At 60.0% G+C, this 15,173-nt stretch carries 15 protein-coding genes (1 of these 15 running past the window's edge); 9 read left to right on the top strand and 6 right to left on the bottom strand.

Features of this window, described 5'->3' with window-relative positions:
* Positions 1-322: 322 nt before the first annotated feature.
* The 4 genes from ssb to LKE65_RS03155 form a co-directional block, all read right to left on the bottom strand.
* Positions 323-910 carry a single-stranded DNA-binding protein gene (gene ssb, locus LKE65_RS03170; protein ID WP_278740427.1) on the bottom strand — a complete coding sequence of 196 codons (588 nt, stop codon included), beginning with the start codon at positions 908-910 and terminating at the stop codon, positions 323-325.
* Between the two features lie 105 nt (positions 911-1,015).
* Positions 1,016-1,603: a 16S rRNA (guanine(966)-N(2))-methyltransferase RsmD gene (gene rsmD, locus LKE65_RS03165; protein WP_278740426.1), complete on the bottom strand. Its 588-nt coding sequence runs from the start codon at positions 1,601-1,603 to the stop codon at positions 1,016-1,018.
* Positions 1,603-2,379: a pseudouridine synthase gene (locus LKE65_RS03160; RefSeq protein WP_278740425.1), complete on the bottom strand. Its 777-nt coding sequence runs from the start codon at positions 2,377-2,379 to the stop codon at positions 1,603-1,605. The genes rsmD and LKE65_RS03160 overlap by 1 nt, the downstream gene beginning before the upstream one ends.
* Positions 2,376-3,107 carry a gamma-glutamyl-gamma-aminobutyrate hydrolase family protein gene (locus LKE65_RS03155; protein ID WP_278740423.1) on the bottom strand — a complete coding sequence of 244 codons (732 nt, stop codon included), beginning with the start codon at positions 3,105-3,107 and terminating at the stop codon, positions 2,376-2,378. Before LKE65_RS03155 ends, LKE65_RS03160 begins: the two co-directional genes overlap by 4 nt.
* A gap of 483 nt (positions 3,108-3,590) precedes the next feature.
* Here LKE65_RS03155 and LKE65_RS03150 point away from each other — a divergent pair, with 483 nt between their 5' ends.
* Both LKE65_RS03150 and LKE65_RS03145 read left to right on the top strand, forming a co-directional pair.
* Complete coding sequence (locus tag LKE65_RS03150) at positions 3,591-4,088, top strand: nucleoside deaminase (RefSeq protein WP_408744080.1); 498 nt, start codon at positions 3,591-3,593, stop codon at positions 4,086-4,088.
* Between the two features lie 179 nt (positions 4,089-4,267).
* Positions 4,268-5,836: a Do family serine endopeptidase gene (locus LKE65_RS03145; RefSeq protein WP_086647042.1), complete on the top strand. Its 1,569-nt coding sequence runs from the start codon at positions 4,268-4,270 to the stop codon at positions 5,834-5,836.
* Between the two features lie 95 nt (positions 5,837-5,931).
* Here the strand turns inward: LKE65_RS03145 and LKE65_RS03140 are convergent, their stop codons facing one another.
* The gene (locus tag LKE65_RS03140) at positions 5,932-6,714 is read right to left on the bottom strand and encodes a Crp/Fnr family transcriptional regulator (RefSeq protein ID WP_233129184.1); all 783 of its coding nucleotides are present in this window, start codon (positions 6,712-6,714) and stop codon (positions 5,932-5,934) included.
* A gap of 301 nt (positions 6,715-7,015) precedes the next feature.
* On the opposite strand from LKE65_RS03140, the gene LKE65_RS03135 reads away from it, so the two are divergent.
* From LKE65_RS03135 to LKE65_RS03110, 6 genes are all read left to right on the top strand, one after another.
* On the top strand, positions 7,016-7,822 hold the full coding sequence (locus tag LKE65_RS03135) for an OmpW/AlkL family protein (RefSeq protein ID WP_086647041.1): 807 nt from the start codon (positions 7,016-7,018) through the stop codon (positions 7,820-7,822).
* A gap of 9 nt (positions 7,823-7,831) precedes the next feature.
* On the top strand, positions 7,832-9,223 hold the full coding sequence (gene hemN, locus LKE65_RS03130; RefSeq protein WP_095349453.1) for an oxygen-independent coproporphyrinogen III oxidase: 1,392 nt from the start codon (positions 7,832-7,834) through the stop codon (positions 9,221-9,223).
* A gap of 159 nt (positions 9,224-9,382) precedes the next feature.
* Positions 9,383-10,060, top strand: a complete 678-nt coding sequence (locus tag LKE65_RS03125) for a 2OG-Fe(II) oxygenase (protein ID WP_086647074.1) — start codon at positions 9,383-9,385, stop codon at positions 10,058-10,060.
* Positions 10,061-10,174: 114 nt separating this feature from the next.
* Entirely contained in the window at positions 10,175-11,812 is a 1,638-nt protein-coding gene (locus tag LKE65_RS03120; RefSeq protein WP_086647039.1) for an electron transfer flavoprotein-ubiquinone oxidoreductase, read from the top strand.
* Positions 11,813-11,875: 63 nt separating this feature from the next.
* The gene (locus tag LKE65_RS03115; protein WP_165925764.1) at positions 11,876-12,625 is read left to right on the top strand and encodes an electron transfer flavoprotein subunit beta/FixA family protein; all 750 of its coding nucleotides are present in this window, start codon (positions 11,876-11,878) and stop codon (positions 12,623-12,625) included.
* Between the two features lie 2 nt (positions 12,626-12,627).
* Complete coding sequence (locus LKE65_RS03110) at positions 12,628-13,554, top strand: FAD-binding protein (RefSeq protein ID WP_165925765.1); 927 nt, start codon at positions 12,628-12,630, stop codon at positions 13,552-13,554.
* 69 nt (positions 13,555-13,623) lie between these two features.
* Here LKE65_RS03110 and LKE65_RS03105 read toward each other — a convergent pair whose 3' ends face one another.
* The gene (locus LKE65_RS03105; RefSeq protein WP_095349449.1) at positions 13,624-14,271 is read right to left on the bottom strand and encodes a TetR/AcrR family transcriptional regulator; all 648 of its coding nucleotides are present in this window, start codon (positions 14,269-14,271) and stop codon (positions 13,624-13,626) included.
* A 137-nt stretch (positions 14,272-14,408) separates the two neighbouring features.
* Between LKE65_RS03105 and LKE65_RS03100 the strand changes: the two genes are divergently transcribed.
* Positions 14,409-15,173: the 5' portion of an efflux transporter outer membrane subunit gene (locus LKE65_RS03100; RefSeq protein ID WP_278740417.1), read on the top strand. Its footprint extends 756 nt past the window's final position; 765 of the gene's 1,521 nt are visible here — the first part of the coding sequence; the start codon lies at positions 14,409-14,411; its stop codon lies off the right edge, out of view.

Below are 15,173 nucleotides of genomic sequence, written 5' to 3'. Positions count from 1 at the left end.
AAACCTGCCTTGAAAGAATGACGCGGCTTATAGCGGCATCATGCCCGTGCGCCAAGAATTTTATGCACAGATGCCAGAAGAAAAGCAGGAGGGTCGGTCAGTAAGATAAAAGAAAAACTGATATTCGGAAAAAGTAATAAACAGAAAACATCCGATTATTAAAATTTCAATAAAATCCGATATGTGGCGCGCTACCCCTGCCACACAGGTTTTTGCTTTGGCGCAACAACTGGCCCAGCGCGGGGGAGGCCCTTACCTCCACCATAAAAAAGGGGCCGTGCGCGCACGGCCCCTTGCATACACTCTGGCGTATGTTGCCCGATTAGAACGGGATTTCATCATCCAGATCACCACCGCCGGAAGCATCCCAGCCGCCAGACGGTGCGCCACCGCCACCACCACGCTGCGGGGCAGGCAGGCGGGAGGATGCGCCGCCGTTACCGCCATTGCCGTAGTCCGAGCCGCCGCCGGTGTTGTAGCCGCCGTAGCTGCTGCCACCATTGCCGCCACCAAAGCCACCTCCACCAAAGCCGCCGCCACCTTCGCCTTCGCCACCGTTGCGGCTGTCCAGCAGAACCAGCTCACCACGGAAGCGGTCCACAACCACTTCGGTCGTGTAGCGTTCCTGCCCGCTCTGGTCGGTCCATTTGCGGGTCTGCAATGCGCCTTCAAGGTACACCTTGCGGCCTTTGCGCAGGAAACGTTCGGCAACGTCGGCCAGCCGGTCGTTAAAAATGACAACGCGGTGCCATTCGGTCCGCTCGCGCTTTTCGCCCGAGGCGCGGTCGTTCCATGTGTCGCTGGTAGCGAGGGAGAAGGACACGATTTTCTGCCCGCTCTGGCTGGAGCGGACTTCCGGGTCTTTGCCCAGATTGCCGACCAGAATGACCTTGTTAACGCTTCCAGCCATGGTTCTCTTCGCCTTCTGTAACCTGTGAGTTCGTTTTGTTCCGGTCTGTGTAGCGCAGCACGGGGGGCGTGGTCCACCTATTGTGCGGGTGGCTCACGCCATACTTTACGCCAGCCGCCAGATGGACAGGCGCGCGGCACCGTGCTGGCGTTCTGCCAGCAGTTCGTGCGGGCAGGCGGGGGCGTCCTCGGCGTCATTTGCAAAAGGCAGGGGTTCGTCGCGCCCGGTTTCAATCACGGCTATGGCGTTGGGGGCAATCCAGCCTCTGGCTTTCAGGGCGGCCAGAGCCGTGCCGGGCAGGTGCTTGTGGTAAGGTGGGTCCAGAAACACCAAGGTTGCAGGCGTTGCGCGGGCGGCTGGTGGAACGGTAACATCCCGCGGGTACACCGTGCAGCGTTCTTCCCACCCGCAGGCATGGATATTGGCGCGCAGGGCGGTGAGGGCCTGACGGTCGGTTTCAAAAAAAACGGCTCTTTCCGCCCCGCGGGACAAAGCTTCCAGCCCCAGAGCGCCCGTGCCTGCAAAGGCGTCCAGCACATGGGCACCTTCCAGCAGGGCCGCTCCACCCCACGGAGCATGGGCCAGTACGTCAAACAGAGCTTGGCGCACACGGTCTGCCGTAGGGCGTGTGGTGCCGCCAGAGGGGGCGGCCAGCACCCGGCCTTTGCGTGCCCCGGCAATAATGCGCACCATCAGCGGGCCTTGTGGCGGGCAGGGGCGGGCTGCTGGGCGGTTTTTTCCGGCGCTTTGGGCAGCTGGTCACGCAGGACGCGGGGCGGAATTTCCTCCAGCTCACCTTTTTGCAGCGTGCCAAGGGGGAACGGCCCGTAGCTGGTGCGGATCAGGCGGCTGACATGCAGGTTAAGCCCGGCCATAACCTTACGGATCTCGCGGTTCTTGCCTTCCTTGAGCGAGACAGTGAGCCACGCGTTATCGCCCTTGCGCGAGTCGAGGGCTGCAATAATGGGGCCGTAACGCACGCCCTCAAACACGCAGCCATGGGCGAGGGAGGCCAGTCGCGCCTCGTCCACCACACCAAACACGCGCACGCGGTAGCGCCGCAGCCAGCCGTTGGAGGGCAGCTCCAGCCTGCGGGCCAGTTCGCCATCATTGGTCAGCAGCAACAGCCCTTCGCTGTTCAGGTCAAGCCGCCCGACGCTGATCACGCGGGGCATGCCTTCTGGCAGGGAGGAAAAAACGGTTGGCCGTCCTTCGGGGTCCTTGTGGGTTGTTACCAGCCCGTCGGGCTTGTGGTAGCGCCACAGCCTTGTGCGCTCCGGGGTTGCAACCGGCTGGTTGTCCACCAGAACAATATCGCCATCGGTGACAAAGGTTGCCGGGTGCGTAACAGCCTGACTGTTCAGCCGCACGCGCCCTTCCTCAATCATGCGCTCTGCATCGCGCCGGCTGGCTACCCCTGAACGGGCCAGCCATTTTGCAATGCGTTCTCCCCGCGCTTCCTGTGTCACGCCTGTTCTCCTGCTGCCTGTACGAAGGCCTTGAAAAGTGTTTTGTCTGCCGGGTCTATGCCAAATTCCGGGTGCCATTGCACCCCAAGGCAAAAACGGTGGTCCGGGTCTTCTATGCCTTCTATCACGCCATCTTCGGCAATGGCATTCACCCGCCCGCGTCCGGGGGTGCCAACGGCCTGATGGTGGGCGGAATTAACGGCAATGCGTGTGGCCCCGCCGGTTATGCGGGCCAGAAGGGTGTCGGGCTGGATGTCCACGCCGTGGCTTGCCTCATCCCGCGGGTTGGGCTGCTCATGTGGCAAGGTTGTGGGGTTTGTGTCGGGCAGATGCTGGATGAGCGTTGCACCAAGGTTTACGGCAATTAACTGCATGCCCCCGCATATGCCCAGCACGGGTATGTTGCGCTGCAACGCGGCGGCCAGCAGGGCGCTTTCGGCCCGCGTGCGGCGCGGGCGCAGGGTTACGCTGGGGTGGCGCTCGGACGCACCATAAAGCAGGGGATCAATATCAAACGCGCCACCGGTTATGAGCAGCCCGTCCAGCTTGGCCACGTATTCCAGCCCCAGTTGCGGGAACAGGGGAAGGGCTACCGGCAGGCCACCTGCGGTGGCTACGGCGCTCAGATAATTCTCGCGCAGGGCGCACCACGCAAAGCGGGAGTAACGCTCCGCGCCGCCGTCTTCCAGATCAAGGGTAATGCCAATAACGGGGCGCTCTGCTGCCATAAGCCTGTGGTCCTGCACAAAAAGCCGTTGGAAAACTGGAACTGCTTCGTGTCAGGTGCCACAGGTGCGTAAATTTTGCATCTTTTCCCATCTGCCCCGTGCTGGAGCTGGTGCTTTGGAGCCGCTTCTAGCGGGTCAGAAACACCGGAATGCTATGGGGCATCATATGACTGCTCACAACCGGCCTGGTGGCAGGGGGGGAGGATTCGCCGGGGAGTCTGTCTGCAACAGCAAGACCAAACCCCATTGCGGCCGCGGCCAGAATGAAAGACAGAGAATGCATGGTTCCGACCTTTCCAGCCAAGAGTTGAGAGACGGTCAGGCCATAATCCGCACCGCACGCAAAGTGCATTGCGCTGTGCACGGATAATGGCGACTTTAAGGCAGGATGACAAAGTTATGGTGAGGTTTGCAAGAAGAATATGATGGTGCAGCCCCCGACCTGCTCAGACATGCGGATACCCAGCCATGAAAGGCGCTGCAATGGTGTGTGATACGCCCCTCCATTCCGGCAGGGAGTCGGGTATGGAGCTGGCCTTGCAGCAGGCTCGTATGGCCGCCACACGGGGGGAGGTGCCTGTGGGTGCCGTGCTGCTGGATGCGCAAGGCACGGTGCTGGCACAGGCCGGTAACCGGGTGGAAGAACTGCAAGACCCCTCTGCCCATGCGGAAATGCTGGTCATGCGTGCCGCCGTGCACCAGCGGCAGGGCCGCAGGCTGGCGGACTGCACTCTGGTTGTGTCTTTGGAGCCGTGCCCGATGTGTGCGGCGGCCATGGCGCATTTTCGGGTAGGGCGGCTGGTTTTTGGGGCGTATGACCCCAAGGGCGGCGCGGTGGAACACGGCCCCCGCCTGCCTTACCGGGCCGAGGCCCTGCACCGCCCGGAAATTATAGGCGGCGTGCGTGAGTGTGAGGCTGGAGAGTTGCTGAAAAGCTTTTTCCGGACCCTGCGGGGCGAGGAGCCTCTGCCCCCTGCATAAAACCCTGTGGGTAGGGTGGGTTAAAGGCTTTTTTTTTCCGAAAAGGAAACCATGTTAGCTTACAGGGCGTAAGGTGATGCAGGTTTTGGCAGCCGTCTGGTGCAGGTGGCCGCCAGAGCAGGCCGTGGTCACCCGAAACGAGTCCTGCTTGGGTACAACAAGGAACAGTCAAGATCGTGATGTCGGAAAAATCTGTGACAAACGTTTGCACGCGTGGCGGTCGCCGCAACTGGACCAAGGCTCTGCTGGCTGGCTGCATGCTGGTTTCCGCCGCCGGGCCGTGGGCTGGCGGTGTGTCCTGGGCGGATACGTCCAGCATGATCAAGCCTAGTGGCCCCGCCCAGCGGATTCCCGATTTTGTGGAGCTGGTCAAACAGGTCAAACCGGCGGTGGTGTCCATTACCTCCATGATCCGCTCCGATACCATGGAAGGTGAAGGCGGTGGCATGGGTGGCGGGCCTTTTCCGTTCCCTTTCCCGTTCCAGATGATGCCCCAGCCCTCCAAGCAGCTGATTGAGGCGCGCGGGTCTGGCTTTGTCATCTCGGCCGATGGGTACGTGGTGACCAACAACCATGTGGTCAAAGGGGCGACCAAGGTCAGCGTCACACTGGATGACGGCACAACCCTGCCTGCCAAGGTGGTCGGCCGCGATGGCAAGACCGATCTGGCTTTGCTCAAGGTTACGCCCACACAAAAACTGCCCTTTATTGAACTCGGCGAGTCCGATGACGTACAGCCGGGGGAATGGGTGATTGCCGTTGGCAACCCCTACGGTCTGGGTGGCACGGTTACGGCTGGTATTGTCTCCGCCCGTGGGCGTGACATCAACGAAGGCCCATACGACAACTTCATTCAGGTGGATGCCCCCATTAACCGCGGCAACTCCGGTGGTCCGCTCTTTACGCAGGACGGCAAGGTGGTGGGGGTCAACACCGCCATTCTCTCCCCCTCTGGCGGGGGGTCGATTGGTATTGGTTTTGCCATTCCGTCCGATACGGTGCGCAGCGTTGTGGACCAGTTGCGCAAGACCGGCCATGTGGTGCGCGGCTACCTTGGCGTAAACGCTCAGGTTATTTCCCCCGTTATGGCCAGCGCGCTTAACCTGCCGGCCCCTGCTGTTGCGGGTACGCCGCCCGCAGGTGCGCTGGTGGCCAGTGTCAGCCAGGACAGCCCGGCCGAAAAAGCGGGCCTCAAGGCTGAGGACGTGATTACCGACTTTAATGGCCAGAAAATTGCCACCCCGCATGATCTGGCCGTGCGTGTGGCGGCAGTGGCGCCGGGCACGCAGGTAACAATCGGCTTTGTGCGTGCAGGCAAGGCACAGACCGCCACCACCAAAATTGGCAATCTTGCCAGTGCTACGGGGGATGCGGGCAAAACGGCGAGTACCGCAGGCGGGCAGCATCTGGGTGTGGCTCTTGCCCCGCTTAACCGCGATACGCGCCAGCAGCTTGGTCTGCCGCAGGATACGCACGGCGTTGTGGTGAGCGATGTGGAGGCGGGTTCTCCTGCGGATCAGGCCGGGATTCGTCCGGGGGATGTCATTCAGTCTGTTGGTGGCCAACAGGTGGATATGCCCAAGGCGGCCGTCAGTCTGGTCAAAACGGCTATGGCGGCCAAAAAACCGGTGCTGCTGCGTATTCTGCGGGATGGGCAATCCCTGTTCATTGCCATTTCGCCCGATGGCAGTACCGCAGGCCTGCCAGCGGATAATGGTGCTGGTAGCGGTGATGATGATGATAACTGAGGCAGACTTGTCCTGAGTTATCAGCCAAAAAAGGCCGGCTCCTTTGGAGTCGACCTTTTTTTAATACTTTAGTCCTGTGCGGTTAGGCGGCCCGCTCAGTCCGCTTTCTGCCCCGAGGCGATGTTGAGCAGAGTCGCAACCGAAAGAATGCGGATGCGATGGTTTTCCGCGCTGGCAATCAGCATGCTGCGGCGGAAAGCGCTAATGGTCCGGCTTACGGTTTCAATGGTCAGGCCCAGATAATCGGCAATATCCACCCGTGTCATGGGGACAGAAGCCATGTTTTCCGCCTCCTGCCGCCGGTTTGCGGTCTGGTGGAAGGCGCGCATTCGGTCGAGCAGAAAGGTGGCAACTTTTTCGCGCGCGGTTTTGCGGCCCAGCAGCAGCATCTGTTCCTGCGCTTCGGCCAGTTTGTCGGTTACGGCGGCTAACAGGCGGCGCTCAAATGTTGGGTAATCGCTCAGCAATGCCTCAAGCTGGGGGCGGAGGAAGCGGCACAGCCGCACATTATCCACCGTTTCTGCCCCAAAAGAGTATGTCTGCGCTGTGCTCAGGCCCAAAAACTGGCCTGCATCGGCAAAGCCCGTAATCTGCCTGCGTCCATCGGGGAGGGATTTGAAGAGTTTGACCGTGCCGCGCGTGACATTGAAAAACGCCAGTGCAGGCTCCCCTTCTTCAACAATTGTTGTGCCCGGCGGCAGCAGTAACTGGCGGGAGGAGTGGGCCAGTGCGGCCAGTCCTTCCTCATCCATGCTGCTGCACAGGCTTTTGTTCCGGATGTCACACACAAGGCAACGCATGACATCCATATCCGCTTTGGGGGTATGAACTGCCCCGCCAGCGGGCGCGAAGGCAGATGTCTGGGGAGAAGATGTCATGCGATAAATCCAGAAAACCGTTTAGTATTAACCGGTTGCGGTCTGTTATAACGGTTGGGGCCGTAAAAGGTCGCCCCGCAGCATTGAGCTTTTGTTGACATAAATCAATCATGCCAAGGGATTATTTTAATTGCAGGCCAGAACTGCAAAAAAGTCGAAACCGGGGTCTGTGGTTAAAATGACACAGTTTTGACTCATCTTTGACCAGTATGCGCCAGACTTGATCTAAATCAAGGTTGCATGAGCGATGGCGTGGTCTTTCCGGCGCAGAATTACAGTGCAGTGGAAGAGACAAAACACAATGGTCAAGTTCCGTTCCTTTCTGACAGCCACAGTGGCTGGTGTGGCCGCCCTGACCGGTGCGGCACAGGCGCAGACAGCAACCCCCAATGCTGCTTACGTCAATGCCCCGGTCATGAACCACATCCCGGACGCGCAGAAGCCCTCTGGCCACTGCGGTATCTTTGAAACCTGCGCCAGCACCAAAATCGGTCTGGGCAAGGGTGACTTCATGGTGCGTCTGTCCGGCGTTGGCGTTCTGCCGCAGGACCGTGACAGCAGCGTGAAGGTCGCTGGCGTTGGCCACATGAACGGCACGCACCTGTCCACCACCAACCAGGCTATGCCGGAACTGACGGTTGAATACTTCATCACCGACAACCTGTCTGTTGACCTGATTGCAACCAGCACGCACCACCGTGTGAACGCAGTTGGTGGCGCGCTTGCTGGTGTGAGCGGCCGGCAGGTAACGGACGTTGGTTCCGCTTGGGTGCTGCCCCCCACTCTGACCTTCGCTTGGCATTTCCGTCCGCACAAGCGCTTCAACCCGTATGTGGGTGTGGGTGCAACGGCTATGTGGTTCCATAACGCACGTGGGTCGGGCCAGCTTGGGCTGACCAAACTGAATGGTGGTTTCACCGGTGGCCCGGCTGTGAACGTTGGTTTCGACTATCAGCTGGTCGGCAACTGGTTCTTCAACGCCGACGTCAAGCAGATGTTCGTTCGTATGCACGCATGGGCTGAAAACAGGGCCGAAACCCTCAAGGTTCGTGCTCATGAATCCCTGGACCCCACCGTGGTGTCCGCCGGTATTGCATACCGCTTCTGATCTAAGCTGATGAGCGCGGATCCCGTCTCTGACCTGATTTCCCGCTACGGCGGGAATCTGCCGCGCTATACCAGTTACCCGACCGCTGCGAGCTTTTCGGATGCGGTCGGGGCTCAGGACGTGGAAAGCTGGCTGCGGACGCTGCCAGCAGACCTGCCTGTTTCTCTGTATTTTCATGTTCCATTCTGTGATGAACTCTGCCGGTTCTGTGGGTGCAATACCTCAGTCATGCGGCATGAGGACGGGCGCGTGGCCTATGGTGACCTGCTGCGCGAGGAAATGCGCCGGGTTGTAGCCCTAACGGGCGAGCAGCGCGTTGTGCATCATCTTCAGTTTGGCGGTGGTACGCCCACCACATTGCCGCCGGCCTCGCTCCGGCAGCTTATGCGTGCCGTACGCACGTTCTTCCGTTTTTCCGATGATGCCGAACTGGCGATGGAAATGGACCCCCGCCATGTGCCCGAAGGTTATCCGGCACTCCTGGGTGATCTGGGGTTCAACCGCATCAGCCTTGGCGTGCAGGACCTGGACGAAAAGGTGCAGGAAGCCTGCGGTCGTCACCAGTCCTTTGCGCAGACCAAAAGCTGTATTGAGCAGGTACGCGCCGCGGGTGTTACGGGCGTTAATATCGACCTGATTTACGGCCTGCCCTACCAGACGGTAGAAAGTGTGGGCGAGACGGCACGCCAGATTGCCCTGCTCCGCCCCGACCGGCTGGCCGTATTTGGCTATGCCCACATTCCGTGGAAGCAGAAGCGCCAGAAGCTTATTCCTGAAAGCGCGCTACCGTCCTCCTCGGAGCGGCTGGCCCAGCGTGCGCAGATTGATGCCGTGTTGCAGGCGGCCGGGTATCAGGCCATTGGGCTGGACCATTACGCCCTGCCGGATGATGCCTTGGCCAAAGCTGCCAATGCCGGCACTCTGCACCGCAATTTTCAGGGTTACACAACGGATTCCTGCCCGGTGCTGCTGGGTATGGGGGCTTCGGCCATTTCCATGACCCCCGCAGGGTTTGCCCAGAATATTCCTACTGTTGCAACCTATGCCCGTGCGCTGGCCGATTCGGCAGAACTGCCGGTTATGCGTGGGGTGGCCTGCACAGCGGAGGACCGCTACCGTGGGGCCATTATCGAGCGTATTATGTGCGATCTGGCGGTGGATCTGCGCTCAAACCACATTCCCGATAACCCGGGTATGGATGGATTTGTGGAGGAGCTGGCCAGCCTGCATCTGTTCGAGCGGGATGGGCTGATTACCCGCGCTGACAGCCGTATAGAGGTGACAGAAAAAGGGCGTCCGTTTTTGCGGAATGTCGCCGCTGTTTTTGACACGCGGCAGAAAGAACTGGCCGCTGCAAGCACAGGCAAAGCGCCTGCTCCCCGTTTTTCTGGCGCGCTGTAAGGCAGGCCGTTCAAATTGGCATTTCTGCCATGCAACTTGATCATCGGGTTGTTTTGGCGCATGGAAGAACAGCTTCTGAACCGCAGAGGCAATGCTGCAAAAAGCCCGGCACCTCTGGTTCTCCAGCATATTTCTGTTTTATCGGAAGGATCGGACAACATGCGTCCTGATGCTCCTTTGCCCGGCCAGACCGGGTCTTTTACCCTGCCGGACAGGTTGCGCCACACACCCGCGGCCACATACCCGTTCGCGCACTGGATGCTTGAAAACGTTCTGGAACCCCCTGCATGCGACGCCCTTGTGGACTGGAACCCGGGGGAGAGCGCCATTGCAGGGGATGTTGGCGGGCGGCGGGAAACGCGCAATGCCTTCCGCGTTTTTGTGGACCCGGCCGTGCGCGCAAGGGATGCCCGGCTGGACCGCATGGCCACGCTGCTGGATAGCGACCCCATGCGCCAGACGTTTGAAGCCATATGCGGCAGCCCATTGGATGAGGCCGCCCTCAGGCTGGAACTGTGTCTGGATACGGATGGATTCTGGCTTGAACCCCATACCGACATCGGGGCCAAAAAACTGACCCTGCTGATCTCCCTTTCTACAGGGGAGGACGCGCAGCAATGGGGCACGGACCTGATGACACCGCAGGGCGAATCTGTTGCCCGTGCATCTGGCGTGTTCAATTCGGGGGTGTTGTTCATCCCTTCAGACAAGACATGGCATGGCTTTGTGCAGCGCCCGATCCGGGGTACACGGCGGACCCTGATCGTCAATTTTGTCGATAAAAACTGGCGTGCCGTGCACGAACTGGCCTTTGGACCGCGTATGGCCCGGGCCTGACCTTTCCTGTTTGGCGGAAAAGGCGCAAAACGGGCCGGGGTGCCCGTTTTTTGCAATTCTGTGACAAATCGGGTTTAGGAAAGCTACAGAAATTTCAACGGGGATAAAACGGGAATGAGTGAACCTGTGCGTGAGTCGATGGAGTTCGATGTTGTCATTGTTGGCGGTGGCCCCGCCGGACTGGCTGCCGCCATTCGCCTGCGCCAGCTTTCGCCGCAAACCAGTGTCTGCCTGATTGAAAAAGGGAGCGAGATCGGGGCGCATATTGTGTCCGGCGCCGTGATCGAACCGCGCGCACTGGCCGAACTGCTGCCCGACTGGCGCGAACGTGGTGCGCCGCTGGATACGCCTGTAACGGCGGAAGATATGTTCTACCTGACCGAAACAGGCAGTATTCGGGTGCCCATGCTCGACAAGGTCATGCCGCACATGGCCAACCACGGGAATTACATTGTCAGTCTGGGCGAGGTCTGCCGCTGGCTGGCCGTGCAGGCCGAGGAACTGGGGGTGGAAATTTACCCCGGTTTTGCCGGGGCCGAAGTGCTGATCGAACGCAACCGCGTGGTGGGCGTGGCCACGGGGGATATGGGTGTGGGGCGTGACGGCAAACCCGGCCCCAACTACCAGCCCGGCATGGAACTGCGTGGGCGTTATACCCTGTTTGCAGAAGGCTGCCGTGGCTCCCTGACCAAGCAGGTCATGGCCCATTACGACCTGCGCAAGGATGCAGACCCGCAGACCTACGGCCTAGGCATTAAGGAAGTGTGGGAAATCCCGGCAGAAAACCATCGCCCCGGTCTGGTGCAGCACAGCTTTGGCTGGCCGCTGGACAACGGCACGTATGGTGGCGCGTGGCTGTACCATTTTGGCGAAAACCTTGTGTCCTATGGCTTTGTCATCGGGCTGGATTACGCCAACACATGGCTCTCCCCGTTTGAGGAAATGCAGCGCGTCAAGCTGCATCCGGCTTTCCGCCAGCATCTGGAAGGGGGGCGGCGTATTTCCTACGGTGCGCGTGCCCTGTCCGAGGGTGGTTTGCAGTCCATTCCGCGCCTGACCTTTCCCGGTGGTGCGTTGATCGGGGATTCGGCAGGGTTTTTGAATGTGCCCAAAATCAAGGGCACGCATACGTCCATGAAGTCGGGCATGCTGGCGGCGGAAGCCGTGGTGGATGCCATGAAAACCGACCGTGTAGAGCCGGGCTCCTATACGCAGAAGGTCCGGCAGTCCTGGCTGTGGCAGGAACTGCGCACCGCACGCAACATTCGTCCCGCCTTTGCCCGTTTTGGGGCCATGGGTGGCGCGGTGTACGCGGGGCTGGATGCCATGGTGCTGCGTGGACGCGCCCCGTGGACGCTCCACTTCAAACATCAGGATAACGAAACATTGCGCGCGGCTGATCTGTGCGCAAAGCCGTTTTACCCCAAACCCGATGGCAAGCTGACGTTTGATCGTCTGTCTTCCGTCTTCCTGTCAGCCACCAATCATGAGGAGGACCAGCCGGTGCATCTGCGGCTTAAAAATCCGTCCTTGTGGAAAACGGTCAACTGGGATGTGTTCCACGCACCAGAGGCGCGTTATTGCCCGGCAGGTGTGTACGAAGTGGCGGATGAGCAGACAGCGCCACATCTGCAAATCAATGCCCAGAACTGCGTACATTGCAAAACGTGTGACATTAAGGACCCCACCCAGAATATAGACTGGACCACGCCCGAAGGGGGTGGTGGGCCGAATTATCCGGCTGGTATGTGAATTTCGGTCAAAGTACGATAAAGAACCGTCCGAACCATCCTGCGTCTGCAAGCGAAAGAAGTCATGAAGATACTCGTACCTGTAAAGCGGGTTGTTGATTACAACATCAAACCGCGCGTCAAGGCGGATGGCAGCGGAGTGGAAACCGCTGGCGTCAAGATGTCCATGAATCCGTTTGACGAAATTGCGGTGGAAGAAGCCGTGCGCCTGCGTGAAAAAGGCGCTGCTTCGGAAGTCGTGGTTGTGTCCATTGGTGTGCAGCAGGCGCAGGACACCCTGCGTACCGCCATGGCCATGGGCGCTGACCGGGCCATTCTGGTGCTGACCGATGAAAGCCCCGAACCTCTGGCTGTTGCCAAGGTGCTCAAAACACTGGTCGAAAAAGAAGGCCCCTCGCTGGTTGTGCTGGGCAAACAGGCCATTGATGATGACATGAACGCAACGGGCCAGATGCTGGCCGGCCTGCTGGGCTGGGGTCAGGGTACCTTTGCCAGCAAGGTTGATGTGGTCGATGGCCGCGTGAATGTCAGCCGTGAAATTGATGGCGGAACGGAGCAGGTCTCCCTTACCCTGCCAGCCATTATCACGGCCGATCTGCGCCTGAACGAGCCGCGCTACGCCTCCCTGCCCAACATCATGAAAGCCAAGAAAAAGCCGCTGGAAACCATTCCTGCTGCTGATCTTGGTGTGGACATGGCCCCGCGCCTGACGGTTGTTTCCGTTGCGGAACCCGCAGAACGTAAGGCGGGGATCAAGGTTGGCTCTGCAACAGAGCTGGTGGAAAAACTGCGTAACGAAGCAAAGGTGATCTGAACATGACCGCTCTTGTTCTTCTGGATCATGAAGGCGGCCAGATCAGGAAGGCAGCCCTTTCTGCTGTAACCGCCGCAACCCGTCTGGGTGATGTGCATGTGCTGGTCGCCGGGGATGCCGCTCTGGCACAGGCTGCAAGCCAGATTGCAGGCGTATCCAAGGTGCTGCATGCGGCAGATGCCCGCTATGCGCATGAACTGGCCGAGCCTCTGGCAGCCCTGCTTGTCTCCCTTGCTGGCAGCTATGACCATATCGTGGCCGCTGCGGGTGCCACGGGCAAGAACGTGCTGCCGCGTGCTGCTGCCCTGCTGGACGTGCAGCCCATCCCCGATGTGGTGAGCATTGTGGACGCGCAAACCTTTGTGCGCCCGATTTACGCTGGCAACGCACTGGCGACCGTGCGTTCCTCCGACGCAAAAAAAGTCCTGACCGTGCGCAGTGCATCGTTTGATGCCGCCCCGGCCGAAGGTGGCAGCGCCCCGGTTGAGGCTGTTGCAGCGGTAGATAGCCCTGACGTGTCCCGCTTTGAGGCCGTTCAGCTGTCTGACTCTGCGCGCCCCGATCTGGAATCGGCACGCGTTGTGGTGTCCGGCGGTCGTGGCATGGGCAGCGAGGAAAAGTTCCACGCGCTGGACCCGCTGGCCGATGTACTGGGTGCTGCTGTTGGTGCTTCCCGCGCTGCAGTCGATTCCGGTTTTGTGCCCAACGAATTGCAGGTCGGCCAGACCGGCAAGATCGTGGCACCGGAACTGTACATGGCGTTTGGTATTTCCGGCGCAATCCAGCATCTGGCAGGCATGAAGGACAGCCGCGTGATCGTGGCCGTGAACAAAGACCCCGAAGCCCCCATCTTTCAGGTGGCGGATTACGGTATTGTGGGCGATCTGTTTGAGGTTGTGCCGCAGTTGGTGGAAGAGCTTAAAAAATAAGCGCATCCCCATAATCGCGTGCTTGAAAAGCCCGTATGCCCTTGTGGCGTACGGGCTTTTTTTATGGAGTTATTCCGCGCCGTAAGCCGCCATAAACACCCGGACTGCGGCATGGATTACTTTTTCTTCCTCCTCCGCACTGTTTTCCGGGTTCAGGTTAAAACGGCGCAGATGGGCGATGCGTGTCTGGCACAGGGCAAAAAACTGCTCGGCGGCAAAAACCGGGTCTTCTGTCCGCAAGGTGCCCAGCGCTTCCTGTTCGCGTATCCAGTTGGCCAGTGTGGCAATGGCGACTCGGGGACCATTTTCCCAGAACACGGCCCCAAGCTGGGGGAAGCGCGGCGCTTCGGAGACAATAATCCGGTAGAGCATCAGGCTGTCGGGCTGGGTAATCAGGCGCACCATGGCGCGGGCTACGGCGGTCAGCGTTTCCCGCGCGGGCGAATCCTCCTGCACGGGGGCAAGAGCCACGGGCAGTTTTTCGCGGCAGCATTGCTCCACAAATGCGGCAAACAGGTCGGCCTTGTTGGTAAAGTAGTTATACAGCGTTCCCTTGGATACAGCGGCCTGCCGCGCAATGGCGGACATGCTTGCGCCCTCGTAGCCATGTTCGGCAAAAACCGCACTGGCTCCAGTCAGAATCTGCTGTCGTTTGGTCTCGGACTCTCCCGTGCAGGGGGAGCAGGAGGGCGCGGGGAGGGGAGGAGATAGGGCCATGGATCTTCGGGCTTTGGAGACTTGTGATTGACGCGGTAGGGAAAGACGATAGGGTATGCCCTGACCGAACTGGTCGGTCAGCGTAGCGGTTATAACGCATATTAAAGCAGGCGCATAATTTCGACGAGGGTAAGCGGGTGGCAAGAAGGAATGCACGGCGGGCGGGCGCACTGGCAGCCGGTTTTATTCTGGCAGGTTGTGCTGTAGGGCCAGACTATAAAAAGCCCCAGGCGTGGTCGCCCGCCCAATGGCAGAAGGCGGCAACGCAGGAACGTAGCAGTGCGCTGAGTGTTCCCACCGAACTGGAGCCTGATGTTCAGTGGTGGGCCGTGTTCCATGACCCCGAGCTTACCTCGCTCGAGCAAAGGTTGGCGGCCCAGAACCTGGATGTGTTGCGTGCATCCGAACAGCTGGCTGTCAGCCGTGGGCAGTTGCTGCTGGCGGGGGCTGAGCGTTTTCCCGACCTTGCCGCGTCTGGCTCGTACAGCCGTGTGCAGCACAGTAGCCGACAGTTGCAGCGGATTGTGGAGCGTATTGGGTCGAAATCGCCGGGTTTGATTCCAGATTCTGCGGCAGTGGGTGATGCCACCATCCCCCTGTTGAACAACTGGCAGGATGGCGTGCAGGCCAGTTGGGAGGTGGATCTGTGGGGCCGTGTGCGCAGGCAGTACGAGGCCGCCAAGTCCTACACCAATGCCACCATGGAAGAACGCCGGGGGATTCTGATCGCCCGCCAGTCCGAGCTGGCATCGGATTACATGACACTGCGCAGCCTGCAGGAGCAGTTGCGCATTACCACGGCCAACCGCGATGCCGCAGCCAAACTGCTGCAACTGAGCCAGTCGCGCTACAAAAGCGGTCTGGTGAGCGAACTGGATGTGGATAGCGCCCAGTCCGAGCTC

Origin of the sequence: Acetobacter fabarum, from assembly GCF_022483405.1 — a bacterium.
In the GTDB taxonomy this organism is placed as follows: domain Bacteria; phylum Pseudomonadota; class Alphaproteobacteria; order Acetobacterales; family Acetobacteraceae; genus Acetobacter; species Acetobacter fabarum.
Note: the sequence above shows the minus strand (reverse complement) of the source record. Positions and strands in the feature narration are given on the sequence as shown.